Genomic DNA, 25,062 nt, shown 5'->3' with positions numbered 1-25,062 from the left:
CCTTACCCCTTGATGTGAAAACCCGCACTGCCGAGCTGTTCCATATCGACCGATACGTACTGGCCGGGCTTGATCCATTCGGCCGGCGTCGCGCCGCCCGCCATCACGATCCAGCCGGCCTGCAGCGGCTCGCCCGCCTGGGCCGACAAACGCGCGGCGGCAACCAGCGACCGCAGCGGATGACCGAGCAGCGCCGCCGTCGAACCGACCTGCACGACACGGCCGTCGATGTTCAGCGTGAGACCCAGATTCGCGAAGTCGATCTTCGGATCGCGCCACGCGCCGATCACAAAGCCGCTAGAAGATGCGTTATCCGCGATCACCTCGGGCAACGTGAACTTGAAATCCTTGTAGCGGGAGTCGATGATTTCGAGCGCCGGCGCAATCGCTTCGACCGCAGCGAGCGCTTGCGGTCCGGTCACGTCACCTTCGAGCGAATGCTTCAGCACGAACGCGATCTCCGGTTCAACGCGCGGATGCACGAAGCGCGAGAAGTCGATCGCGGTGCCCTCTTCGATCTGCATGCCCGCGGTGAGGCGGCCCCAGATCACGTCCGAGAGACCCATCTGAACCATCTTGGCGCGGCTCGTGAAACCCATCTTCACGCCGACGCGGCGCTCGCCCCGCTCGACTCGCCGTTTGATCGACGCGGATTGAATTTCGTAGGCCTGATCCAGCGACAGGCGTCCTTCAGGATCGAACTGTGCGACTTCGTTTGCATGGCGCGCTGCATCGTCGAGCAGCGTCGCGTATTCGGTGATGGAGCTCATTGGCGTGCCTCGCTCGCAGTTTGCCTGGAATCGGCTTCGAACACGGCGCGCACCGAGCCCAATCCGTTGATGCGTGTTTCGAAGATGTCGCCGGGCGTGACGGCCACCATCGGTCCGAGCGCGCCGGACAGTACCAGGTCGCCAGCAAGAAGCGGCGTGCCGAGCGCAGTCATCTTGCGCGCGAGCCACAGAACCGCATTAATCGGGTTGCCCAGGCATGCCGCGCCCGCGCCGACCGACGCCGGCTCTCCGCGCCGCTCCATCACCATGCCGCATAGGCGAAGGTCGAACTCGGACAGCTTGCGTGGGCTGTTGCCGAGTACATAAGCAGACGACGACGCGTTGTCCGCGATCGTGTCGGTGATGCGGATATTCCAGTTCGCGATCCGGCTACCGACAATCTCAAGCGCCGGCAGCGCGTAGTCGATCGCGTTCAGCACGTCGAGCTGGCCCGGGTTCGACATGCGCAGATCGCGGCCGATCACGAAGGCGACTTCGGCCTCGATCTTCGGTTGAGTCAGAATGGACGAGGGAATGGGTTCGCCGTCGCCGTAACCCATGTCGTCGAACAGCATGCCGAAGTCCGGCTGGTCGACGCCGAGTTGCTTCTGGACAGCTGCCGAGGTCAGTCCGATCTTGCAGCCGACAATGCGCCGTCCTTCGGCCACGCGCCGGTCCGTGTTGGCGCGCTGGATCGCGTATGCGTCATCGATCGTCAGTTGCTCGTATGTTTCGCGCAGCGGCGCGATGTACTTGCCGCTACGCTCGGCCGCGACCAATGCGATCGCCGCCTGTTCTATCAGTTGAGGTGTCATTTTCCGTTCTCCTGTGCCGCTGCGGCGAGCTCGTCCTTGGTTTGATCGCCGACGGCCCAATGCGTGGCTGGTGTGACCGTCGCGTACACACGGATGGTGCTGAGCGGCGCGCCCAGCGTCTCGTGCACCGTGCGGGCTACGGCCTTGACGCACGCTTTGATCGCGGCATCGTCACGTCCTTCGACGAGTGAAATGTGAATGATGGGCATGGCTTTCCTGTGTGCGTGACGCTGCGTGATGCGACGCCAGGTTGGATTACGGTGCTGCGGGCGGAGCGAGCGCAGCAGCCGTCTGCCCGCTACGTGCGAGCGAATCGGCAACATTCCCCTTAGCCTTCATCTGTTCGATGAAAACAGTGAGCGCTGACGCTGCCTCGGTGCGATCCTTCGGCACACCCATCGCCTGGCGGATCGTCATGAAGCTGTCGTCGAGGACGCGCAATCCCTCATGCGTCGACGCGTACCGGCTCACCACCTGACGAACGCCGGCGGCTGCGTCAAAGCCTTGAGTCATGAATGCCTCGAACGCTTCGGCAGCTGTGGCATAACGTTCGATCTGCGCCTCTTTGAGCGTACGCGTCAGGTAGAGGTCGTACGCGCTGCCAGCACCCACGGTAATCCGCGCGCCGGTGCGGTCGACCTGTTCACTGCGCTGCAATCGCGACGCTTCGCGCACCATGTACGCGCCCTCAATCAGCACATACGGCGGGGAGAAAGCGATCTGCTCGCCGCGTGTCGGATCGATGGCGAGAAACGCGACGTCCCATGCGTTGCTGGCGAGTGCTTCGAAAACTTTGCCCGCCGCGTCGAAGGTGACGAATTGCACCTCGACGCCGAGCCTTGCTGCGAGTTCACGCGCGAGATCGACGGAAACGCCGCTGAGTTCGCCGTTGTCTGCGCTGCGTTGCGCGAGCACCGTATTGCCGAGATTGATCGCCGCGCGCAGCACGCCGCCCGGCGCAAGCTGTTCACGCGCCGACTGAAGTGCCTGCTGGAGCAGTACGTCGCTCATGACTTGCGCTCCAGCACGGACCAGACCGGCCGCGGACCTTCCGCCTTGCCGGTGATCGGTGGCTTCGGCAGTATGGCCTCGCCTGCTTCGATCCTGAAGTGATGCGCGAGCGAATACCACGGTCCCTGAATATCGCCAGACGGCGCGGGTTCGTTTTCGTGCAACACGTATTGCCCCACAAGCGCCTGGGTTACGCCGAATTGCACGTCGGTGTCGAGGTTAGGATCGTCGCTCGAATAGACCTGCGAGAACTGCGTCTTGAAGCCCGGTTTGTAGATCATGAAGTGAATGTGTGCCGGACGCATGTTGTGGCGTCCTTGCGCGCGCAGTAATTCGCCGACTGGACCCGACAGCGGAATCGGATAGCCCGCGGGCTTCACGCTGCGAAACGAGACATGCCCTTCGCTATCCGTCGTCAGTTTGCCGCGCAGGTTCATGTCGGCCTGCTCGGGGTCCTGGTTCTCGTAGAAACCTTCGGCCGACGTGTGCCACACATCGATCTCGGCGCCTTCCACAGGTTTCCCTTCGGCATCGTGCACCCATGCATCGACAAAGATCGGTACGCCAGGCGTTTCCGAGCGAACAATCGAACCACCGTTCGGCGTAGCGGGCGAATCCATGCGCCAAAACGGCCCCATCAGGTTGGCGGTGGTTTCGGTCTGGCCGTTGTCGCCGTTATTCAGCAGACAAACCAGCGATGAGAGTCCGATCGAACCGGCCGCCAGCACCACTTCATTGTGCGATGCGGTCGACAATTGCCCGAGCTTCGCGATGAATCCACAAGCCTGATGGAATTCCGCTTCGGTGAGTTTGGCATCGCGTGCGAAGTTGTGCAGGTGCTGCACCGCGGCGGACATGATTTCGCGGAAGCGCGGGTTGGGTGCGCGGCTGAGTTCTGCGAGAACCGCTTGAGTGACGTCTTTCTGGTTACCGATGATCATGCGTGTCTCCAATCGTGGGCGCATTACGCCGCTGTTCAGTCGCATTGGACTCTGCGGGCGATGCGCGGCTTGACGTATTGCAGTCATGATGCACGCTATGAGAACATACCGTCCAATACCGTTTTTTAAACTCCTGATACCGTATCGGTATGACGCAAGCAGCCCCGGATGCTCCACTGGTGTCGGCGTACAGACTGGGAAGACAGACAATGGAACTGAAGCAGATGCGCTATTTCCTCGCCCTCGCGGAAGAGCTGAACTTTGGGCGGGCGGCAGAGCGCCTGCACATGGCGCAACCACCGCTCACCCGGAATATCCGAGCCCTCGAAGAGGAACTCGGCACCCAGCTATTCATCCGCACAGCCAAAGGGGCGGAATTGACGGAAGCGGGGCGCGCCCTGCTCGACGAAGTGCCGAACATTCTCGCGCTGTCCCGCCGCGCCGAAGAGCAGACCCAACTCGCCGGACAAGGATATCTGGGGCGGCTCGACGTCGGCATCTTCAGTTCCGGCATCCTGAATGTGATCCCGCGATTGCTTGCCGACTTTCATACCGAGCGTCCGGAGGTGAAGATCGGCTTGCATAACATGTCGAAGGCCGAGCAGATCGCGGCGCTTCGCGAACGTCGCATCACAATCGGTTTTAACCGGCTGGTGCCGAACGAAAGCGATATTGCGGTCGACTGGGTGCAGCGTGAGCCGTTTCTCGTCGCGCTGTACGAAGGGCACGCATTGTGCGAGAAGAAATCCGTGACGCTGAGAGACCTCGATAACGAGCGCATGATTCTGTATCCGAATGCGCCGGTGCACGGACTCGCGCAGGAGGTGACGGCCGCGTTTCGCGCCGAGGGTGTGCGACTGCGTGTCGAACAGGAGGTCGAGGACGTCGTCACATGCATCGCACTGGTTGCGAGCCGTTTCGGGGTTTGCGTGACGACGGAGTCAGCGGTGAATCTGCGCTTGCCCGGGGTAGTGTACCGGCCGCTGAAATCATCACAGCTGCGGGAGATCGAATTGAGTTGCCTCTATCGGCGCGAAGATACATCGCCGATTCTGCAGGCGTTCCTTAGGTTGATACGGGCGTCCCGATCAAAGCACGCCCGTATGAAGCACTGAGCGCTGGCCATTGCGACCTGGCGGATGAAAGCATTGAGCGAAGCACGGCGCCGTCTCCAGACGACCTGTGACGACCCCGGAATGCAACGTGGACTTCAGCATTGGTTGACTAGTGGTCGTTTCGCATAACGTCCATTCGTATCACCTCCTCGGTGTGCTCGCCGAGCAGTGGCGGTGGCAAGCGTATGTCCACACAGTTCGCCGACATCTTGATCGGATTTCTGAGGACCGACACATCGCCGGCCGTTGGATGCCGGACTGACTGCACGATTCCATCACGGACCACCGGATCGGCGAACACCTCTTCGAAGTTGCGGACGGGCGCAAACAGAACGCCGGCTTCGGTCAGACGATCGCTCCAGCCGGTCAGCGTATCTGCCGCGAATGCGCTGCTCAGTTCCGCTTCGAGGGCCTCCCGATGTGCCAAGCGCTCTCCATTCGACTTGAAGCGGGGATCTTCCAGCAGGTCCTTCCGCCCGACGGCTATCGCGAGCGCGCGCCAGAACTTTTCCGCGTGAGCGACGATCATGACGTGCCTGTCGTCGCGCGTTCTATATGTGTTCCACGGCGATATCTGATAGTGCGCATTGCCGAATCGACCCGGCGTTTGTCCGGTCGAAAAAAATAAAAACCTTCCCGAGGGATCATCGAAAAAACCGTTGCGTCCAGCATGGAAACGTCGACGCGCTGCCCTTGCCCGCTCGATGAGCGCGCGTACAGAGCCGCCATCACGCCAATAGTTCCAAACAAAGGCGGCACGAAGTCAGAGATCAGCACGCCCGCCTTCAATGGACCACTTTCCGGCGTACCGGTAAGTTGCATCACGCCGGACATCGCCTGAATGACCGGATCAAGCGCCGGCCGGTCGCGATAGGGGCCGTCGTTGCCGAATCCGGACATGCCGCAATAAATGAGCCCCGGATTGAGTTCGGAAAGCACGTCATATCCAATACCGAGCTTTTCCATCGTGCCCGGCCTGAAATTCTCGACGACGATATCCGAGTGACTTGCGAGCGCCTTGAGCGTCTCGATGCCCTGCGCAGACTTCAGGTCCAGCACGACGCTGCGCTTGTTGCGGTTGAGACTCAGGAAATAATCGCTCTCGCCGCATTCGCGGTTCACGCCGATCTGCCTGCTCGCGTCACCATCGGGCGGTTCGACCTTGATCACATCGGCGCCCAGGTCGCCGAGCAGCAGCGTGCACAGCGGACCCGCCACCATCTGCGTCAGGTCCAGTACACGAATTCCATCAAGAACGCCGTTCATGATTTCTCCGTCGGAGAGGCAGGCGAACCTGAGTCATGGGACCAACGCTGCACGACGTCGCGCTTGACGACCTTGCCTGATGCGTTGGTTGGCAGCGCTTCGTAGGTCAGCCACCAGCGCGTGGGCACTTCGAATCTGGCCAGGTGGTGTGCCGCGTGACGCGTCAATTCGGCGGCACTGTCGGTCGCGCCGTCTCTCAGCACGACCGCGGCTCCCACCTCTTCGCCGAGATCCGCGTGCGGCAGCGGAACAACGGCTGCCTCGAGTACATCGGGATGCATGCGAATGCAACGCTCGACGTGAAGACATATGCCAGAGGGCAACTCTGATACGATAGTGATCGGTATAGCTGGCCGTTTTTTCTACATGAATTTCAGAAGTCGAGACGTATAAAAAGATACTTGCGCGCAGCAGTGGCCGCGCGCGTTACTGGCGTCAAAACGGACTATGCCAAGATATCTCACGACTCTGTTTCCTATGTCGTACGCAGGGGCGTTGTTGCGCTGCGCCGGCGTTACGAATTTGAGGTCGCTGTGTTTGTGATCGGGCGGGACCGCAAAAACCGAGGCAGTCGGCTTGAGGTGACGCGTCAACTATCTCGACAACCGGCATTAACAGATCCACCGGCGCCGGCAGGCAATACCGACACATCGCCGACACATCGCCGACACATCGAGCCAGCCAATACAAACAAAGGAGTTTCACTGATGGCTATCATGTCGTACGAGGAGTGGAAGCGCCGCACCGGCCTGGCACTGAAACCGAGAAGCAAGCCGCTCAAGTTTCTCGATGCCTGCCTGAAGGAATATGACAAGAATCGCGGCTCGCGGCCCCATTTCGACGCCATCGTGGTCGCCTACCAGGCGTGGGCGGCAACCAAGGCCAATGCAGAAGGCAGCGAGCGCAATGCAAAGGGGGCGGTCAGCGACCTGCTGGCTCAACTCGTCGAATTCCGCGACCGGCACATGCCATTCGCGCATCGCAGCAGTGCACCGCCGCGGCCCAACGCGCTCCTGCTCGACATCAAGGAGGGCGCCAAGCTGCTTGGCGAGGGCAATCTCAGGCCGCAAATCAAGGTGAACATTCCGGTCGGCATCAAGGATATCGGACGTGGCACAGTGATCTGGGAGGAATTCGACGACAGGCAACTGCCCCAAGCGCGCCAAGGTTGGGCCGATGCCTTCGAATGCGCGGAGAAGGCCGTCGCTGCAATCGCGACGGTAGACGGCAATGCCGCCGAAGAGCAGCGCTTCCAGCGTTGGTTCGGCGCACCCACCCCGCAGGCGGTGGCCACGGTCAAGCAGGGGCTGCAGCAGATGCTGGATGCATTCAGCTCAAGCCCGGTGACGATCGTGCTGCGCGAAGATGTGACCGTCCACATCGTCAACGGTAACGATCCGTTCGACGAGATGGAGCAAGGCTTCAAAGGCGACGGCGTGTATGGCTATGTCTGGAACCATCATGCCGGCAGTGGCTATCGCATCATCATGGGCAAGTGGTTCCTCGCCGACCCGGATCCGCTCGAAGGGGCCGCACAGACCATCTACCATGAGCTCACGCATAAGGTGCTGAAGACCCAGGACCACGTCTACGGCAAGATCAAGTGCCGCGGTCTCTCCGCGACGAACCAGGCGCATGCGTTGACCAACGCCGACAACTGGGCCTTCTACGCGCTTAGTTTCATGAAGAACATCTGAGTGCCCGCTTGAAAATTCCGTCTGAATGAATGCGCCTTGAAGAAGTGTTGGCCCGACCTGAAGAATCTCATTGCGGATGCGCCTTGACCGACTGACTATCTCTCACGCCCGCGCTGGGCAAGCGCTGCCGCTACTCCAGTTCCCGGTCCAGCATCCACACTACGTCGTGCAGCGTGCGAAAGTGAACTAGTGGCGTCGGAGAACCGTTGCAATGGTGTTCGACGCGTCGTGTCAAAACGATTCGCCAACCATCTCTTCACTCTTGCGCCACAGCGCGTCAGCGTTGGCAGCATCGAGCGCATAGCGTCGAACACCCTCGCTGACGGGCGTAATGACAACATCGTCGGCGACGGTTTCGCTCACATGGCAGTTCTCGCAGTACCTGCCTCCGAGCTCTTCGGCCGACGCCACCACTGCGGCCCAGACCGAAGTCGCCGCCCCTTGTGGAACAGTCTTGAACTGAAACGGTCCTTTCCCTTCCGATGCAAGTTGAGTGTTGATCCTTTCGAGCAGCACCGTCATCTGGCTCTCGTCCATGTGGCGGGCGAGCTCCGTGTGAATCCCACCCGGATGAACAGCGGCTGCGCGCACTCCACGCGCCCGATGTCGCTGATCGAAAGCCACCGCAAAGAGGATATTCGCCGTCTTGGCGCGCCCGTATGCAACGAACGGATCGTAAGGCGTACGCTCGAAGCCCGGGTCGTCGAGATCCACATCCGCGAAACGGTGCCCCGACGACGCGAGCATCACCACCCGGCCGCCAGCCGGAATCAGCGACGCCAGGCGGTTCACCAGCACGAAATGCCCTAGATGATTCGTGCCGAACTGCGTCTCGAATCCGTCCGTTGTCTTGCCAAAGGGAGTCGCCATCACGCCCGCGTTCGCGATGATGACGTCGATGGGTTTGCCGTCCTCTTGCAGCCTGTCGGCGCAAGCCCGAACACTCTCGAGACTCGCGAGATCGAGCGCAATCAACTCAATGTCGCCGCCTGCGGCACCGGCCTCGCGCCGCGCGTCAGCAATCGCCTGCTTTGCCTTTTCCAGGTCTCTGGCCGCGCCGATAACGGTGGCCCCGCGTGCTGCGAGCGCCCGCGCAGTCTCCACGCCCAGTCCCGCGGACACGCCCGTTACAAGAATTCGCTTGCCATGAAGATCGACGCCTCCAAGCACGTCGTCCGTTGTCGAGGTCGCACCAAATTTCTCAGTCATTTCCGCCGCTCCAGCACAATGAAGGTTGACGTCATTCCCACCCCGGGATAAAACGGAGCCTCCCTCCGTTTTTACGATACTAAACGGAGTCACCCTCCGCTTGCAAGCCTTCAACGTATAAATGAACGATTCGACGCCAAAAGAACGAAAACCTAGAGCCGACGCGCTACGCAATCGCGAGCGCATTCTTGAAGAAGCGAAAGCGGCGTTCACGCGCGCCGCAGGCGAAATCAGCATGGAGGACGTCGCCCGCCAGGCGGGGGTCGGTGTAGGCACGCTGTACCGGCATTTTCCGACACGCGAGGCACTGCTGGAGAGTGTCTACCGTGCCGAGGTCGCGAAACTCGCGGAGGAAGAGCGAAGACTGTCCGATTCACTGCCCCCACTCGATGCATTGCGAGCCTGGATGTTGCTCTTCATCGACTACATCGCTACGAAGAAGATCATCGCGCCAGCCTTGAATTCGATCGTCGGAGGGCCGACGAAGCTATTCGAATCGTCCGGCGCGCAGATCAAGGACGCAATCCAGTCGCTCGTTATGCGCGCTATCGCGAGTGGGGATATCCGCCCCGATCTCGAGCCATTGGATCTGCTTCGCGCGCTCGTCGGCGTTTCCAATGTCGCGTCGGCTCCGGACTGGCAGCAAAGTGCAAAGAGGCTGGTCGATATACTTTTGCTTGGATCCAGGCTCCCCGACTAGTTCCAACAGCCAGCCTCGCCGCGTTTCGCGCTCGCAGCTCAGTCAACCGATGAACACACAACTGGATCATCGTTGCGAGTCAGGAGTGCGGTGCTGTGTTTCGTCGCTGCGATTGACTTGTCAGGACGCGGCCTGCAGGCCTGCATCCGCAGGCAAGGACAAGGACAGCTCATGGACGACACGCCTGCCCTGAATCTTGGCGAGGATCGAGTTGAACCCCTGGGCTGCACTGAATTTGAGTTTCTGCGTTACCGTTTCAGCCTCTCCTGTCAATGGTTGAAATCACGTGACGGCCGGCGCCACGAATCGGCGCCGCCCGTTTCAGCTCAGGTCAGGTCAGGTCAGCGGGTTATGCGGATCATTCGTGAGATGCGTCCACATGCCGCCCTGCCCGAATATATTGGTGCCGACGCGATGATGTTTCGCACCGTAGCATTTGGTGCCTGCGTGGCGGCAGTTCTGATGACCATCCTCCTCGCGAAGCCATTCCGACACGCTCTGCTCCATCTTTTGCCAGAGGTCGTGTTCTTTTTCGCTCCAGTCGTAGCACTGCTTGCACAGCACATCGACGATACCGACGCAGGGGCCGGCATAACGGCTCACCTTTTCCATCTGAGCGATGATTTCCGCAGTCTTGGTGGCGAACGCCATGGCGTCGTTACACGATTTGATTTCCTGCGGCGACTCGTCGAGCGCTTTCAGCGCTTCGGCCGCCTTCTTGAAGTGCAGCATCAGCTTGGGCAATAGTTTCTCGATCCCGGCGCCCGCTTCCCGAATCTCGTTCGTGGCGTGCGCGTCCACCAGTGCGTGATCCAGCAGGCTGGAACGGATGGGAACGCCATCCGCGCCCTTCAGCAAATTAAGGCCGATCTTGTCGCCCGCCAGCACCGCCGTGGAGACGCTGCCGGAAACGGCGCTCGCGCCGATCTTGGTCAACGCGCTCGCATCGCCGATGAACGGCATGAAGATCGAGCCCACCGAGAGCATTTCGCTCAGCAATGCACCGGCTTTCTCGCTGCCTGTATTGCGGGTGTACCAATGCCCGGCCCGCCGGGTTGCGCGTGAGAAATAACCCGGGCGGTCCACCTGACGCCACACGGTATCGAGCAGCGCATCGAGACGGCGTCTATGCATGTTGTCGACGACCGACACACCACCGGACCTCGCGCGGGTCGTGACGGGCCGCTCCGCGCTGTAGTTCCAGGTCGCACCGCTGGAAGCATGCATGCCTGCGACAATTTTGTCGCGGGCCGCAATCATGCCCTCGAGCAGCGTGCTGATCTGCACCGCGCCTGGCGAGCCGGGCGCCGGCGCGACAGCGCCGAATGCAGCCGGCATGGTGGAACTCGCCTCGGCATGCCGCTTGGCAGGCATCGCCGCCGCGCCGCGTCTGAGTGTCAACCCGCTGAACGGCGCGTAGCAAACGTCGTTACGGCCACCGCCTGGACAGCAGCTATGCTCGCCATGTTTTTCGAACCAGCTTTGCAACGCAGTGCTGATCTTCGCCTCGGCCGTACCCCATTGCTCGGTCAGCTTCTTGTATTCGCCGAGATAGAAAATCAGCAGGTCGAGCACGGGCAGCGTGTAGTTGCGCACCTTGTCGCCGTGGTGAATGAAGCGCGACAACGCCTTGACGTAGTTGATCGCTTCCTCGCAATTGATGAACTCCGGCACCGCCGCGGTTTCCACTTCCTTCACGATGGTGCGCATCATGGTGAAGTGATCGACCGCCCGGCGCAATGAGTCGCTCGCCTCGACCGTCAGGAACGCGCCGAGGTCCTTGCCTGCGGCCGCCGTTGCAGCCGGATAGCGTTGCAGCCAGTTGCGGTTCACGCGCCGCTCATTCGCGCCGATACTTTCGATGGCGTTCTTGATCGCATAGCTGCCCGCCGCGATACCGATCAACACTGGAATCGCAATGCCGCCGGTCGCGACGCCGGCAATCGCCACGCCCACCGTGATGGCGACGCCCACACCCAAACTGACCTGGCTTTCAGTCTGCCACGTGGCGACGAACGTTCTGGCCTGGTTGGACAGGTAGTGTTTGGTGAGGCCCGTATGCGCCTTGGAAACAGACTCGAAGGCATCGTGCATCATCATCCTCGCCGATCGCGTGGCGACTTCTTTTGAGTGAGGCATGACAATTCCTGAATAAACGGCGTATTGAATGAAGAAGAATGAAAACCCGTCCGCAACCGGTGGCCTGCCCGGCGGCATTCGCGCGACAAGGCACGTCTTGCTCAACCGACCAATGTCACGGCAGTCCAAGCATGGCGAGATAGCGGCTCAGATCGCCTTCCTGATGCACGACCTCGCGCAGCAGATCGGGCAACGGCATGCCGCCCCACGCCACCGCGCGACGCAGCAGATAAGGCGTCGGGCTGTGCGGTTCATGCTTCGACAGATAGTCCGCGACGTCCTGCAACAGCCGGTAGGCGTGAGCGCGATCCCGGATCGGACCGTGCGCAACAGCAGGCGCCGCAGAAGCGGGCCGGACATCATCCCCGGCCGCATGCGGGGTGTGAAGATCGCCATCATGGGTATCGCTGAAGCCGGACGCGCTCGGAACCGATTGATCTTCACCGGCCTGCGCGGCGTCGCCGAAATGAGCCGACCCGGTTTGACGATCGCCTCGCAGCGACCGCGCCGCCCGTTGTAAGTCCATGAGTGCCTCCATGACGCGCGAAAAACCCGGAGCGTCGGGACCCAGACGCTCGTCGAGACCGCGCTCCAGCGTCGCGGTGATGTCGAGCGCCGCGCCCACGCACTCCTCCAGTCGCAGCAGATCGGCGAGGTTGCTGCCTTTATCGACCTCGCCATCCAGAAACTCGCGCGTGAGCCCCTCGTCGCGCTCCGAAGGACGTCCCGTGAGACGCGACCAGTCGTCCAGATTGATCGACGACGGCTCGATGCTCAGACTCAGAAGCGGGATTTGCAGCCGCAACACCAGCGCGAGCGTGTGGTTGATCCACACGAACGGCGCAATCCGCGCGTCGGCATCGCCGTCTTCGAGTTGCGGATAGCCGTGCTCCCAGAACTGCCCGGCGAGCGCATGCATAAGCCGCATGCCGTCCACGAAACCTTCCATGCGGCGTTGATGCGTCCACGCCTCGCACAGCCACGCCGCGAGCTGGAAATCCTTGCTGCGCGTGCGCAGCGCGTCGCTCGTGAGCGTCGCTACGGTTCTCCAGTCGGCTTTGGTGAGCGGACGCTCCCACTCGCGCATCGGCAGCGAGGGATCGTCCTGACGCCGCGCGTCGCGGATTTGCTGGTAGACGGGATCGTTGCGCAGCGAAGTGCCCACACCCTCGCCATGGTCGAGCGGTGTGAGCAAGGCGTCGAAGCCGGCGCTGGCCGGCGCGCGATCCAACACAAGGGATGCGTTCATAGCGAGGTCCATTCAGGCGCACGGGTCGGAAAACTGGCGGGCCACGGCAGCGCGGTTTTCTTGCCTGCCGGGCTCAGCACGAGCCGCACGAAAACCTGGCCGCGCGCCTGCTTCGGCAGCAGGGCTTCATCGGCGACATTCACCACGCCGAGCGGAAACTCGAACTTCAGCAGTTGCGAGGTGTTGCCGCCGCGCGCGCCCACATCGGCCATCCGCTGCCGGGCGATAAAAGACATCAGCGCCCACGGATCGCTGAACTGCCAGGTCAGCGTGCGGCCGTCAGTCGAATACGCGCGCTGCTGCGGATCGCTGGCCGCCTGCAGCGGCGAATCCTTCGCGAAGCGCAGCGAGAGCGAGACCGGCACGCCGTATTCCCAATGCAGCGGATGCTGCGCGTCATGCAGGGAAACGCTCTGGTCGCCCACATTCAAAGTCCAGTCGATCACCTGATTCGCGGCGATTTCCCCGCTGCGGTTGGCGCGGAAATCGACGCTGACGTCCAGTCCCGCCGGCGCACCATCGGTGGCCGGATACAGCGGCGAGAGCAAGGCATCGACCTGGTCGAAGTTGTCGACGAACTGGCGGATCGGCGTGTTGCCGCCCATCACCCGCTCGCCCGCGCCGTTGCGCGCCTGCTGGAACACGTGCGAGACGCGCTCGTAATGGCGCAGCGCCTGGCCCACTTCGTTGAAGTCGGCGGTGCCGACATCAGCCGTAGTACCGCGCGCCGGCACGCCGAACGGCGCATGTCCGCCCACACCCTGGTTGAACGCACTGGCAAAGCCGGCCCATTGCTGACTCAGATCCGCGACATAGCCCTGGCCGCAGCGCGCGAGCAGCGCGTCGTACAAACGCGCATGCAGCGTGCTGAAGTAGTCGCCGGACGCGAGCCCGGACGGCCGCGCCGGGAACCGGCCGAGACAGTCGCCCGCGCCCGGATCGGCCGCCACCGTCTGCACGAACTGCTCGAGCGCGAACAGGCTGCTGTTCGGGTTCTTCAACTGATAACGATCGAGGTCGCGCACGATCGCCTGCCAGCGCATTGCAAGCGGCGAGCCGGTATCGGCCGGGCCGAGCGCCGCGAGATACACCGAGGCCTGACGGCCGAGCGCAATGGCGCGCGTCGCCTGCTGATCGAGATACGCGCCGAGCGAGCCCGCGTCGTTGATGCCGAACGCCGCCAGCATCGTCGTGCGCGTACCGCTCGCGGCGAGCGGCGCGGGCCGCGTCGAATACAGTTCCGAGCGCGCCAACGCATCGTCGACGAGCCGCAGATGCGCGAGTGCGTCGCGCGACACGAGCGTGTCCAGTTCGTCGAGTTGCGTGCTGGCGCCCATGTCGGCGAGCGCGGCGCGAATCTTGACGAGCCGCAGGCGCGCGGCCTCGAACGCGGCGCTGTCGCCATCGCCCTGCGCGGGCGCTACAGCGGCGGCCGCCGCGACCTGATCCGAGATCAGCCGTGCGAACTGCACGTCGAGCGCCTGCTCGATCGCCGGCTGCACCGCTTCCGGCAGGCTGGCCAGACCGTCGCCGAGGAAACGCTTACGCACGTCGCCGAGCGCCAGCGCCTGGTCGAGCTGCGCGCGATCCCACGCGACGATCGAACCGTCCGGCACTTCCGGCAGATTCAGATTGCGCGGCGCGACCATGAACGGCTGGTTGAGCAGTTTGCTGAGGCCATCACGCAGTGCGATACGCTCGGGCGCGACTTCATAGCGCGCGCCTTTATCGGCCCACACGATGCCACTGTCGGGGCCGCCGAAGCTCAACGCCATCTGGCTTCTGAACGCCTGGAAGCCGCTCGCCGAGCGTTCGCGCGTACGGCCGACGAGGTCCGGCCCGAGCAGGCGGTTCTGCGCCGCGCGTGCAAAGGTGCGTTCGTAGACCGAGCCTGGCGCGAACTGCGTCTGGCGCATCCATGCACCCTTGCCGGTGGCGAGCAGATCCTGCTCCGTACCGATGCCCGCGGCGATCGCGCGGTAATTGCCGGTGATCCTGGCAAAATCCGCCGTGCCCGCGTCCGCCACGGAGAGCGTGTTCAGATGCGAGCTCACCGATTGCTCGGCGGCCAGCAGCGGATTGGACGTGAACAACGCGTCGTCGACCTGTTGCGCGCCTTTGTCGAAAGAACAACGCAACGCTTGCTGCACGGTCGGCTGGCTGATGCCACCGGTGCCGTCGGTGGCATACGCGCCGCCGTGACGCGCGTTGCGATAGAAATACGGCAGGCTCGCCGCCACGTTGCCTTGCAGTTCGGTGCCGAACGCGTAACGCACCGCGAGCCGCAGCGCATCGGCATTGTCCGGCGAAGGCTGTTGCAAACGCTCCATCGCCTGCAGCGCGGCATCGAGCTGATCTACCGAGCCGACATAGCGCTGCAGCGCTCGCATCGACGGCTGGTCTTCGGGCGCGAGGCTCGCCGCCAACGGCGTGTCCGCGCCAAGCATCTGCGGGGCGGCGCAATCGTCGCCGACAATCAGTTGCCCCGTGCCGGGATCGCGCGCGACGCCCGTCAACTGCCCGACATGCGCGAGCATCTCGCGCTCGAGCGCCGTCACCGCGATGCCGCCGAATTCACGCTCGAAGCGTTCGCGCACGCGCTCGTTCAGATCGTCGACGATGCTCCACGAGCCAGGCATGAACACCGTCCACGCGGTGCCGGTTTGCAGCCGGTCGTTCAGGCCGATCAGCGCGAGCGCCTTGCGGCGATACCAGTCAGCGGGCAATTGCACGCCGCCCTGCTCGGCCGCCGCGCGCTCCTGGCCGTCCTTGCTCAATTCGCCGAGCGCCGTGACCAGCGCGGCATTGCGATGACTGAGCTGAACCGTCGCCACGACGAGACCCAGTCCCCAACCGCCGAGCAGTACGATGCCGCCCCAGCGCAACGCGCGATGCAACACGGGGCGCGTGAGATGCTGCGAGCGCGAAGGACGCGTCAGGCCGTATTCGAGGAAGATTTTCTTGTCGAACAGATCCCGCAGGAAGGCGGGTCGCAGCATCAGATCGTTGACGCTGCGCCCGGCGTCGAAGCCTTCCGCGCCGCCGTCGGCAGCCGTCTCGCGGGCGACCACCAGCGCCTTGCCGCCCTCGCCTTCCCTGGCCGCGTCCGCGCTGATGAGCGCGGGTTCCGCGCCACGCCCGTAGGCGTCGTGCTCGCCATTCAGGTAGTCGAGCGCCGGCGCGGCGACGCTACGCTGCGCCAGTTCGCTGCTGTCACCGGTCAAATAGATGCCGCGGAAAAAGAACGGCTCGTGATAAGCGCTCGGGCGCAGCAACTCGTCGATATAGAGCTGCAATTGCGCGCGCAATGCGTCAATGCGTGCAGGCAGCAGCAGACATTCGCGCGCGTCGAGCTCGCCCGTGTCGAGCGTAAACAGTTCGGCGGTGGCGTCGGAGACCGCGCGCTCGATGCTGCCGAGCGCTGTATCCACCCAATCCGACTGATAGGTCACCGAAAGATCGAACGGCGAGGACCAGCCGAGCATGCTCGCGCGCAACGGCTCCGGCAACGCGCGGGCGAAACTCGCGAAACCGGTGAGCGCTTCGCAACCGGTCACCACCACATACACCGCGAAGCGCATCGCAAAGCGGTTCTGCGCGAGCCACAGCCGGCGATGCGCGAGCTTCGCGTGGCGCACGAGTTCGAGCTGCGCGTCGGTGTTGTCGGCGAGCAGCATGGCGGCCGGCACCGTGATCACGACCGAGTCGAATGGCCGCTGCGGCCGGTAATTGCGGCACAGGCTGAGAAATTCGTCCCACGGCTTCTCGTCGCCGTCTTCATCCGGCGAGCCGAGATAGGCCGCCTTGATGTCGACGACAATGCCGCGGTCGAAGAACTGCCATGAGATGCCTTGCGTCGCCGCGGGACTCGCGGCTTCCGCACTCAGCACGCTCGCCACGCCCGACTGCGCGATCGGCAAAGGCCGCGGATCCTCGCCTTCGTTGAGCACCAGCACCCAGGGAATGTTATAGCGCTCGGCGCGCGACGCGATATTGCCCTCGACCAGCTCGACCGCCTGACGAAACGCATTGCGCAGCGAGTCGGCCCGCAGACGCACGATCTTGCGCTCTGCTTGCGGCTTGGCCTGCGCGCCATGCAGCGCGAAATACACCACCACGCCGAGCACCGCGCACACCACGATGATCAACAGCGCGAGCGACAATAAAAACAGATTGCTGGTCAGCATGCGCCCACTCCCGCCGACAGCGAACGATTCGCGTGCGTCATGAACTCACTCCCGTGACCGCGTCGCCATGCAGTGCTGCGCGCACCGGCCACGACTGCCACATCCACAACATCTCCGAAATCGCCAGCAGTGCGGCAAGCGCGAGCAGCCCAATCACGGTCCAGCGGCTCACCGACGGCAACTTGCGCGGCGCAATATGTGAAATCGTATTGCCATAGGCGGCATCTGCCAGCACGCGGTCGCGGCCGCCGAGATCGGCGCGCCGTTGATAGACGAACTCGTACAACTCTTCGCGGTAGCTGCGCAGCCGCGCGGCGCCGTCCGCGCCACGAAAACGGCCCTGAAAACCCATGGCGAGCGCGAACAGGCAGATCCGCGCGACGTCGCGGCGCGACGGTTCGCGATCGGACAGCAATTGCTCGATCTTGCGAAACACCAGGTCGCCCGCCACGTTGGTGCGAAACAGTGTCGATTCGAGCAGGTAGGCCGTCCAGCGTTCGCGGCCGGTCCACGGCGTATTGAGCAGGATCTCGTCGGCGAGCACCGCTTTCAGATAACGCGCGTCCGCGAGATTTTCCATGTCGAAGCGCGTGCTGTCGCGATGCGACTGCAGCGTTTGCACTTCCAGCAGATTTAGCAAATGCCGGCTCATGCCTTGCGCAGCCAGTTCCCCATCTGCCTCGGGCGCCTCGGAGAAGCGCTTCTGCGCTTTCGCGAGTTCGTCGAGAAAGACGCGGAACTGCGTGACCACCAGGTCGTTTTCTTCAGATTCGATTCGATTGCGTGCCATGCCCGCCTACCTTTATTCCCCGACCCTCAGCCTTTGACGAACAGCAGCATTTCCTGCGGCCGTTGCGCGCTCGCGCCTTCATTCGGATTGCTGATGACAAGTGTTTCGCCGGCGACCACGAGAGCCGGGTCGGCCTGAATCTCGAACAGCAGATAACCGGAGCCGGAGCGGATGCCCAACTCTTCCGCGTAGTCGACCGCCCGCCGCATCGCGCCCAACACACGGCGGCTGCGCAGCGATGCATAGACCGACTGCGAACCGACCACCGCGCCGTCCATCCACGCGAGCAGATCGCGGTCCGATTGCCCACGCAAGCCCACCACCAGCCGCTCGCCGAGCCATTCCGGATTCAGCGCGATCTCGAATGCGTCGTGACGGAATTCGAACTTGTGCTCGCGATACCCTTCCGCGACTTCGGACACCGCGTCGCGCAAGGTGCGCAGCAGCGGCGTGAAAACCGTCAGCGGATCACCGTGGTCGTAGTCGGGCGGCACCGGCGGCAGGCCGCCGGGCACCAGCATGCTCAGCGTTCCGCTCAGCGACGCGAGCGCGTGATAGAGCGCCAGCGGATGCAGATGCGGCGTGCGCAACACCGCTTCGGCAAACGGCAGCGCGGCGAGCAGGCTGCGCAGCCGGTCTTTCAGTTCGAGTTGCGTCAGCCGGTCGTCGACCTTCGACGAAGGATTCGCCGTCTGGCGCGCGACGAAAGCCGCCTTGCCGCGCAACTGGCCGAGCAGCGCGGACACGTTGGCCCATAGCGGTGTGTCGCGCGAGACTTCGATCAGCGGCGGCAAACGCTCGGCCAGACGCACCACTTCATTGTCGCGGTACACGGTGCCAAGGCGCAGCGACACCATCCTCGCCGGCGGCAACTCGCCCGCGCTCAGCACGAGGTTCGGCAGCAGGCGCGGCACGTCGGCAGGTGGCGCTTCCGAGATTTCGTCTTCCACGGGGGCGCCGAGCGTCGAGCGGAAGCGGCGCGCTTCGCCGTCGCGCCGCATCGACGCCGTAACCGGCAACGTCACGTAGAAATCGACCGGCCCTTTGGCTAGTGCTTCGACATACGGTTCGAGCGACAGATCGAGGCGTCCGTGCTGGCTTGCATCGGCGGAGTACGACACAGCCGTGCCGTCGGGCATGATCGCGTCGAGCGCGAGCACGCGCACCATGCCGGCGGGCAGCAGCCCCGCATCCAGCACGAGGCGGCGCACACCCCAACTGAACGGCGCCGCGGCCAGCGTCTGCCACGCGACGAGCGAATCGACCCGCGCGCTCATCAACTGGAAGTGCTGCGGCGAGAGCAGCATGCCCTCATGCCACTCGACACGGTCGACGACCGGCAACACGCGATCGGACATCATGCGTGCTCCGGTGCTCTGCCGCGGGCATACGCCGGCGCGGATTGGATTGAATTCATGGCGAGTCCAGACGCTGTCATTTGACAGCCGATACGGAAAATGTGTGGTTATCCAGTTGCACGGCGACAGCACCGTTCAACGGCTCGATCCGCACGCGATGCGCGCCCGGATCCGCATAATTGGCAAACAGAAACGCGGCGAGCACCCGCGGCCGGCCGAAGACATCGCTTGGCACGTCGATCCGCTGACCCGGCACCAGCTCCCAACTCTTGTACTGGACCGATTTCGGGAACGTGCTCGCCAGATCGGCGCGCGCCGCGAACCATTTCGAAGCCGGCAATTCGGCGACCCGCGCGAGCAAGGCGTCGTCGGTGACGAACACCACGTCGACCGCGACGGGGCTGTTGTTGTTGACGTCGTCGGTGGCGACGAGGCTCAGGCGATCCCAGCTCACCTTGTCGCCCTTGCCGCCGAACATCGCGCAGCCGCTCACGAGACCCATCACGCAGCACGCGAGCAACGCGAAGCGCAGGCGCCGCGCGATACGGGGAATGCCGGCAAGCCACGCGAATTGCGCGACGCGCGCGGCGCCAGCCGCGTTGGGCATATCCGCCACACGCTCTGCCGCGACACCCGGTGCGCAAGCCGAATTGACCGCGTGCGCCACGCGCTTTGCCGCCACGCCTGCTGCCTGTCCCGGCCCGCGTGCGTTGCTGTTCAGAACCGCCCGCCCCTTCGTCATTTCGCTCCTACTCCCACACCCATCAGGACAATCAGCGACGCCGCGAGCAACACGCAGCCCGTCGCCAGCGCGAGTTGCCCGCGCGTGAATGCAAAGCGCAGCACCGCCGCGCCTTCCTGCTGCACGCCGATTTCGACGAACGGCGTGCGCTCGGCCGGCAAACCCGCCGACACCAGTGCGACCACCGTGCAGACCGACAGCAGGCTCAGCAGATTGCGCGGCCCCTCGCAGATCAGATCGACGGCGATCAGCAACACGCCCGCCGCCTCGACCGGCAATTGCAGCATCGACAACACCATGCCGACGTAACCGATCCCCGCCACTCCGCTGCGTCCCGCCGACACGAACGCGGCTACCGTGGCCGCCGCGCCGGTCAGCACCAGTTCGCCAACGCCGAGCGGCCGCTCGTACAGGTTCGCGATGAAGACAGTGGCGAGCGCGAAATACAGCGCCGAGCCTGCGCGCACGAACACGCTGCCGAACGGCACCACAAGTTCCGCGACGCCGCGGCTGAAACCCAGCCGCGTGCTCATCGCCTCGATCGCGTGCGGAATCGGCGCGGTGGCGCTGCCCGACATCAGACCCACGAGTACCGACGGCTTGAGCGCCGAAATCACACGGCCAAGCGGCTCGCGCGTGCGCGACGCGATCACGAGCACGGCGGCGCCGCACAGCAGCACCGCGCATAGAACAAAACTGAGCAGGAAACCGCTCATCGCATCGAGCGTGGCGTGCTCGGTCTGCGCGGCGATATGCGCGGCGGTGCCGAATGCGAGCACCGGCAGCAGCAGGTTGGCGTATTCGATCAGGTTTTCGAGGGTCCGGTAGATGCCCTCGAATACACTGTGCAGCACCCGCGTCTGCTCGCTCGACAGTGCGGCGAACGCCATGCCGAACAGGATCGTGCCGGTGAGAATGCCGAGCGCGTGCCCGCCGGCCAGCACGCGATAGAAGTTGTCCGGAATCACGTCACGCAACGCGAGCGCGCCCGCCGCGACGCTCGCGGGATCGCTGCCGAACAGTTTCATGCGCATGTCTTCGGCGTCGCTCGCGCTTTGCAGCACGAGCTGACCGAGCTGCCGGTGTGCCGCGTCGGACAGATGCAGACCGGGCGCGGCCACCAGACCCGCCAGCGCGCCGCCCGCCGCGCACACGACGACGATGCCCACCGCGAGCGCCAGCATCGTGCCGATCCGCAAGCCCGGATGCGATAGCAGCATCAACTGGCGCAACCCGAAGAACATCGCCACCATCAGCAGCGGCACCGCCGCCATGTTGACCAGCGCGAGATAGATTTGCCCGACAAAAAACGCAAAGCCACCGACCGGCGCCACGAATGCGCCCGCCAGTCCACCGAGCACGAGGCACAGCAGCAGCACCAGCGTGCTGTTCGAGAGCCGCTTGAGCCTGTTCATGAGCGCATGTTCCAGCCACGCTCCATGCCGTACGACACCGTGACGCGCGCCAATTCGAGCGTGCTGTCGATCAGCGTCATCGGGGCCGCTGCGATGCGGCGGGCGGCAAGCGGAATTTCCGTGCAGCCCATCACCGCGGCTTCGGCGCCACGCGCGGCGAACTCGGCCAGTGCCGCCGCAAGTTCGGCCGCCGACGCGTCGAGGTCGCCTGCCTTGACGGCGTCGATGCATGCGTCGATATGTTGCTGGGTTTGTCCGCTGGGCACGAGTGGCTCGATGTCATGGCGCTCGAGGATCTTCTGATACAGGCCCGCTGCCAGCGTGCCGCCCGTCGCCAGCACGGCGGCGCGGCGCGTGCCGCGTGCGATCGCGGCGACGCAGGCTTCCGCGATGTGCAGGATCGGCGCGCGGCTGCGCGCCCGCATCGCGTCGTACCAGTAGTGGGCCGAATTGCACGGAATGGCGATCAGATCGACTTCGTTGCGATTGAGCATGTCGATGCCGGCCAGCAGCGCGGGCAGCGGATCCGCGCCACTCATCAGCATGGCCTTCGAGCGATCGGGAATGTGCGGCAGGTTCGCGATCAGGAGCGGCAAGTGTTCCTGGTCGCAGGTCGCGCCCGCCGCACTGGTGAGCTGGATCACGCGGTCGAAGAAATCGACCGTTGCAAGCGGGCCCATGCCCCCGAGAATGCCAATCAGCGCCATGTCAGATTCCTAGATCTTCAGCGGACGCGGACAGATCACCGTCACCGCGGCCGTATTGCCGATCACAAGAATCAGCGTGCGCAGCATGTCGCACAACGGATCGACGGCGAGGAACAGAATGAAGGCTGCTTCGAACGGCAGGCTGAGATAGACGCAGGTCATGCCGACCAGCGACACGGTCACGAGACCCGTCATGCCCGCCGATGCAAAACCGGCCAGCACCGAGGCCAGCAGCACCGTGCACACCTCGGCGACGCCGAGCGGGTGGCCGTACAGTTGCGCGATGAAGAGCGTCGCGCACACGTAATACACCATCGGCCCGACCCGCAGCAGCGAGACGGTCAGCGGCACCATCAGCTCGACCCGCGAGCGCGCGAAGCCGAGCCCGTCCACGAGGCTTTCGATCATGCTCGGCATGCAGGCCGCGCTATTGCGCGTGGCCAGCGCCAGCGCGAACGGCGCGCGCAAGGCGTCGAGCGTCGTGCCGAGCGAGTGGCTGGAGCGCTTCCAGATCACGATGGCAGCGAGCGAGATCAGCAGCAGCGAGACCACGAAGAACGCGATCACGAATTGCAGCATCGCGTGCAGCGGTCCGACGCCCGATTTGCCGAGCTGCGCGGCGCTCATGCAAAAGAGAATCAGCGGCAGCGGATAGCTCAGCCAGTGCATCAATTTCTGGCACGCGTGATACACGGTTTCGAGCGCCTGGCTCAGACCGACCGAGATCCGCTCCGGCACGCGGCCCACCGCGAGACCGAACAGCAGTGCGAACACCAGCGCCTTGAGCGCGTCGCCGTTGGCGAGCGCGGCGAAGATATTGGTCGGCACGAGGCTGGTCAGCACGTCGTAGAGGCTCACGCCTTTCTCCGCCGCGTCGGTGCCGTACAGGTTCATCACCGTTTCGTTCGAGGTCGATTCGTTGCCGACCATCAACCCGAACGTATGCATGGTCGCGGTGGAAAGATTCACGCCGGGCCGCATCACCAGCAGCACCAGCGCGCCCACCACGGCGACCGTCAGCGAGGCGCCGATGAACACCGTGACCACGCGCAGCAGCAGCTTCGAGGTACCGCCGTCGCGGAACAGGCGCTGCAAACTGAAGATCACCGCCGACACCATGAACGGCAGCGTCGTCATCTTCAGCAAGTTCACATAGATGTCGCCGATGATCGCGAACTTCTGCGACAGCTCCGGCAACAGCAGGCCGAACGCGCCGCCGAGCGCGAGGCTGCCGATCACCGCCCACGGGTTCACAGCCAGCGCGTAAATCCTGTTTGTATTGATCATGTCTGGTGGAATCCCGGTTAATCGTTGGACGCTTGCAGCAGCGTCATCACGTCGATCTTGTTGGTGCGCTCGGCAAGGAACTGATTGACGAACGCGAGCAACGCCGGGTTGCAGACATTCACGCCGATCGAGATGGTGTCGTCGAGATCTTCGAGCGTCACCACGCGCAGGCGCAGTGAAGCGGTCGGATCGGCCTTCAGCACGTGCTTGACTTCGAATTCGTCGCGATAGGCGGCGGTCACGTCGCCCGCGTCGAGCGCCTTGAGCAGCGCCTCCCAGCTCGGATAGCTGATCACCTTGGCGTGCGGGAAATTGCTCACCACATAGGTTGCGTACGACGAGTTCGTGACCACGCCGATCGTGCCGTCATAGGTGCGTACCACTTCGGGCACCGCGCGGCCGCGCGCGAGCTGCGCGAACTTCACACGGTTGAGCAGCAAGGCGCGGTGCAAACGGATGTAGGGCGTGCTGAAGCTGACCACCTGCGCACGTGACAGCGTGCGCGAGAGCTTGCTGATCGCCATGTCGGCGTCGCCGTTCGCGAGCAGGCTGACGACGCTGTCGAAGGTTCTGGCATCGCGATTGAAGCGCACTTTCACGCCGAGCTTCGCGGCGATCTCCTTGGCCATGTCGATATCGATGCCGACCAGCTGACCGTTCTGCTGTTCGAAAAACGGCGGCTGATCGACGCCGAGCACCGCGACCACGAGTTCGCCGCGTGTCACGATACGCGCGAATTCCGGCGCGAGCACACGGCCATCGGGCATCCGCACGAGTCCGGTCGAGGTGGTCGGCAAGGCCGCGGCTCCGCTCACCGCGGCCGCCTGAGGGGTCTGCGCGCCGGCGGACGCCGTGGGCGCGGCCGCGGCCGGCGCGGCGGCCAGCGTCAAGCCGGTCGCGAGCGCCGCACTCCAGCGGGACAGCCCGCGCAGCGCGCGCGTCACGCGCGAGCGGCCTGACGGCTGCGAACAAGCAAAGAAAGACGGAAACGACATCTCGGGTACCGGTTTTAATTGGTGGAGGAATCGGAGGCGGGTGATGCAGCACTCATCTGGTTATCGGCCGGCGCAGCGAATGGCGTAGGGGTCGGCGCAGGTATTGCAGCCGGCGCGGCGCTAGCAAGGGCCGCCACGGGGGCCGCCGGGGGCGCAACGAAACGCGCGCCGATCTCGAAACCGAGCGCGAACAGCAGCACGCACAACAACAGCGCGCAGCCGAGCGCGATGGTCACCATCCGCGAGGTCATCGAAAAAACGTATTGCATGTCGTGTCGTCCTCAGGGAACCATGGTTGTAAACTGCGCCGGCGCGACGATCGAAATCACCCCGCCCCATGCGCACATCAATTTGGAAGAATTCTGCAAAGCCGGCATGTTGCCGATCAGGACGGTCGGCGAGCCCGGCACCCACGGCGCCACCGTCATCGGCACACAGGGCATCGGGGTCAACGCGCCGAGCGCGGCCGCGGTCGCGGCGGCCACCACCGGATTGCCCATGCACGTGCAGGTGCCGAACGGCATCACGTTGACCATCGGCGCGTGATCCATCACGGTGGCGGCCGGCGCGCCGGCGAATACGCCCGTGGTCGGCAGCACGTTCAGCGTGCCGGGCGCCGCGCCGAAACTGCACTGGATCGTCGTGCCCGTGGTGACCAGAATGCCCATG

24 protein-coding genes are annotated in these 25,062 nt (G+C 63.8%); 3 read left to right on the top strand and 21 right to left on the bottom strand.

Going from position 1 to position 25,062, the window contains the following annotated elements; genetic code table 11:
• Positions 1-2: 2 nt before the first annotated feature.
• From PQR32_RS17230 to PQR32_RS17210, 5 genes are read right to left on the bottom strand one after another with little or no spacing between them, the layout of a single operon-like run.
• The gene (locus tag PQR32_RS17230; protein WP_408229021.1) at positions 3-770 is read right to left on the bottom strand and encodes a 2-keto-4-pentenoate hydratase; all 768 of its coding nucleotides are present in this window, start codon (positions 768-770) and stop codon (positions 3-5) included.
• Positions 767-1,585, bottom strand: a complete 819-nt coding sequence (locus PQR32_RS17225) for a 2-keto-4-pentenoate hydratase (protein ID WP_408229019.1) — start codon at positions 1,583-1,585, stop codon at positions 767-769. Before PQR32_RS17225 ends, PQR32_RS17230 begins: the two co-directional genes overlap by 4 nt.
• Complete coding sequence (locus tag PQR32_RS17220; protein WP_408229016.1) at positions 1,582-1,794, bottom strand: tautomerase family protein; 213 nt, start codon at positions 1,792-1,794, stop codon at positions 1,582-1,584. Before PQR32_RS17220 ends, PQR32_RS17225 begins: the two co-directional genes overlap by 4 nt.
• Before the next feature lie 46 nt (positions 1,795-1,840).
• The gene (locus tag PQR32_RS17215) at positions 1,841-2,596 is read right to left on the bottom strand and encodes a transporter substrate-binding domain-containing protein (RefSeq protein ID WP_408229013.1); all 756 of its coding nucleotides are present in this window, start codon (positions 2,594-2,596) and stop codon (positions 1,841-1,843) included.
• On the bottom strand, positions 2,593-3,537 hold the full coding sequence (locus PQR32_RS17210) for a dioxygenase family protein (protein ID WP_408229010.1): 945 nt from the start codon (positions 3,535-3,537) through the stop codon (positions 2,593-2,595). Before PQR32_RS17210 ends, PQR32_RS17215 begins: the two co-directional genes overlap by 4 nt.
• Positions 3,538-3,746: 209 nt before the next feature.
• On the opposite strand from PQR32_RS17210, the gene PQR32_RS17205 reads away from it, so the two are divergent.
• Positions 3,747-4,652 (top strand): LysR family transcriptional regulator, encoded by a 906-nt coding sequence (locus PQR32_RS17205; protein WP_408229007.1) that lies wholly within the window; start codon positions 3,747-3,749, stop codon positions 4,650-4,652.
• Positions 4,653-4,761: 109 nt separating this feature from the next.
• Here PQR32_RS17205 and PQR32_RS17200 read toward each other — a convergent pair whose 3' ends face one another.
• From PQR32_RS17200 to PQR32_RS17190, 3 genes are read right to left on the bottom strand one after another with little or no spacing between them, the layout of a single operon-like run.
• Positions 4,762-5,226 carry a CoA transferase gene (locus PQR32_RS17200; RefSeq protein WP_408229171.1) on the bottom strand — a complete coding sequence of 155 codons (465 nt, stop codon included), beginning with the start codon at positions 5,224-5,226 and terminating at the stop codon, positions 4,762-4,764.
• Positions 5,178-5,918 (bottom strand): CaiB/BaiF CoA transferase family protein, encoded by a 741-nt coding sequence (locus tag PQR32_RS17195; RefSeq protein ID WP_408229004.1) that lies wholly within the window; start codon positions 5,916-5,918, stop codon positions 5,178-5,180. The genes PQR32_RS17200 and PQR32_RS17195 overlap by 49 nt, the downstream gene beginning before the upstream one ends.
• Complete coding sequence (locus PQR32_RS17190; RefSeq protein WP_408229001.1) at positions 5,915-6,241, bottom strand: AMP-binding enzyme; 327 nt, start codon at positions 6,239-6,241, stop codon at positions 5,915-5,917. The genes PQR32_RS17195 and PQR32_RS17190 overlap by 4 nt, the downstream gene beginning before the upstream one ends.
• 393 nt (positions 6,242-6,634) lie before the next feature.
• Here PQR32_RS17190 and PQR32_RS17185 point away from each other — a divergent pair, with 393 nt between their 5' ends.
• Entirely contained in the window at positions 6,635-7,615 is a 981-nt protein-coding gene (locus tag PQR32_RS17185; protein ID WP_408228998.1) for a M35 family metallo-endopeptidase, read from the top strand.
• Positions 7,616-7,846: 231 nt separating this feature from the next.
• Here the strand turns inward: PQR32_RS17185 and PQR32_RS17180 are convergent, their stop codons facing one another.
• Positions 7,847-8,824, bottom strand: coding sequence for an SDR family NAD(P)-dependent oxidoreductase (locus PQR32_RS17180; protein WP_408228995.1), 978 nt, complete (start codon positions 8,822-8,824; stop codon positions 7,847-7,849).
• 121 nt (positions 8,825-8,945) lie between these two features.
• Here PQR32_RS17180 and PQR32_RS17175 point away from each other — a divergent pair, with 121 nt between their 5' ends.
• Positions 8,946-9,524, top strand: a complete 579-nt coding sequence (locus tag PQR32_RS17175; protein ID WP_408228992.1) for a TetR/AcrR family transcriptional regulator — start codon at positions 8,946-8,948, stop codon at positions 9,522-9,524.
• 336 nt (positions 9,525-9,860) lie between these two features.
• Here PQR32_RS17175 and PQR32_RS17170 read toward each other — a convergent pair whose 3' ends face one another.
• The 12 genes from PQR32_RS17170 to PQR32_RS17115 form a co-directional block, all read right to left on the bottom strand.
• Entirely contained in the window at positions 9,861-11,663 is a 1,803-nt protein-coding gene (locus PQR32_RS17170) for a hypothetical protein (protein ID WP_408228989.1), read from the bottom strand.
• 115 nt (positions 11,664-11,778) lie between these two features.
• Positions 11,779-12,912 carry a type VI secretion system protein TssA gene (gene tssA, locus PQR32_RS17165; protein WP_408228986.1) on the bottom strand — a complete coding sequence of 378 codons (1,134 nt, stop codon included), beginning with the start codon at positions 12,910-12,912 and terminating at the stop codon, positions 11,779-11,781.
• Positions 12,909-17,099 carry a type VI secretion protein IcmF/TssM N-terminal domain-containing protein gene (locus PQR32_RS17160; protein ID WP_408228983.1) on the bottom strand — a complete coding sequence of 1,397 codons (4,191 nt, stop codon included), beginning with the start codon at positions 17,097-17,099 and terminating at the stop codon, positions 12,909-12,911. The genes tssA and PQR32_RS17160 overlap by 4 nt, the downstream gene beginning before the upstream one ends.
• A 37-nt stretch (positions 17,100-17,136) precedes the next feature.
• Positions 17,137-17,889 (bottom strand): DotU family type IV/VI secretion system protein, encoded by a 753-nt coding sequence (locus tag PQR32_RS17155; protein ID WP_408228980.1) that lies wholly within the window; start codon positions 17,887-17,889, stop codon positions 17,137-17,139.
• A gap of 26 nt (positions 17,890-17,915) precedes the next feature.
• Positions 17,916-19,250 (bottom strand): type VI secretion system baseplate subunit TssK, encoded by a 1,335-nt coding sequence (gene tssK / locus PQR32_RS17150; RefSeq protein WP_408228977.1) that lies wholly within the window; start codon positions 19,248-19,250, stop codon positions 17,916-17,918.
• Between the two features lie 73 nt (positions 19,251-19,323).
• Entirely contained in the window at positions 19,324-19,989 is a 666-nt protein-coding gene (locus PQR32_RS17145; protein WP_408228974.1) for a hypothetical protein, read from the bottom strand.
• Positions 19,986-21,404 carry a dicarboxylate/amino acid:cation symporter gene (locus PQR32_RS17140; protein WP_408228971.1) on the bottom strand — a complete coding sequence of 473 codons (1,419 nt, stop codon included), beginning with the start codon at positions 21,402-21,404 and terminating at the stop codon, positions 19,986-19,988. Before PQR32_RS17140 ends, PQR32_RS17145 begins: the two co-directional genes overlap by 4 nt.
• Positions 21,401-22,111 (bottom strand): cysteate racemase, encoded by a 711-nt coding sequence (cuyB, locus tag PQR32_RS17135; protein ID WP_408228968.1) that lies wholly within the window; start codon positions 22,109-22,111, stop codon positions 21,401-21,403. The genes PQR32_RS17140 and cuyB overlap by 4 nt, the downstream gene beginning before the upstream one ends.
• A gap of 9 nt (positions 22,112-22,120) precedes the next feature.
• Complete coding sequence (locus PQR32_RS17130; RefSeq protein WP_408229168.1) at positions 22,121-23,395, bottom strand: dicarboxylate/amino acid:cation symporter; 1,275 nt, start codon at positions 23,393-23,395, stop codon at positions 22,121-22,123.
• 20 nt (positions 23,396-23,415) lie between these two features.
• The gene (locus PQR32_RS17125; RefSeq protein ID WP_408228965.1) at positions 23,416-24,393 is read right to left on the bottom strand and encodes an ABC transporter substrate-binding protein; all 978 of its coding nucleotides are present in this window, start codon (positions 24,391-24,393) and stop codon (positions 23,416-23,418) included.
• A gap of 14 nt (positions 24,394-24,407) precedes the next feature.
• The gene (locus PQR32_RS17120) at positions 24,408-24,662 is read right to left on the bottom strand and encodes a hypothetical protein (protein ID WP_408228962.1); all 255 of its coding nucleotides are present in this window, start codon (positions 24,660-24,662) and stop codon (positions 24,408-24,410) included.
• Between the two features lie 12 nt (positions 24,663-24,674).
• Complete coding sequence (locus PQR32_RS17115; RefSeq protein ID WP_408228959.1) at positions 24,675-25,061, bottom strand: DUF4280 domain-containing protein; 387 nt, start codon at positions 25,059-25,061, stop codon at positions 24,675-24,677.
• Position 25,062: the final 1 nt, after the last annotated feature.

The sequence above is a fragment of the Paraburkholderia dipogonis genome (assembly GCF_046027395.1).
In the GTDB taxonomy this organism is placed as follows: domain Bacteria; phylum Pseudomonadota; class Gammaproteobacteria; order Burkholderiales; family Burkholderiaceae; genus Paraburkholderia; species Paraburkholderia dipogonis_A.
Note: the sequence above shows the minus strand (reverse complement) of the source record. Positions and strands in the feature narration are given on the sequence as shown.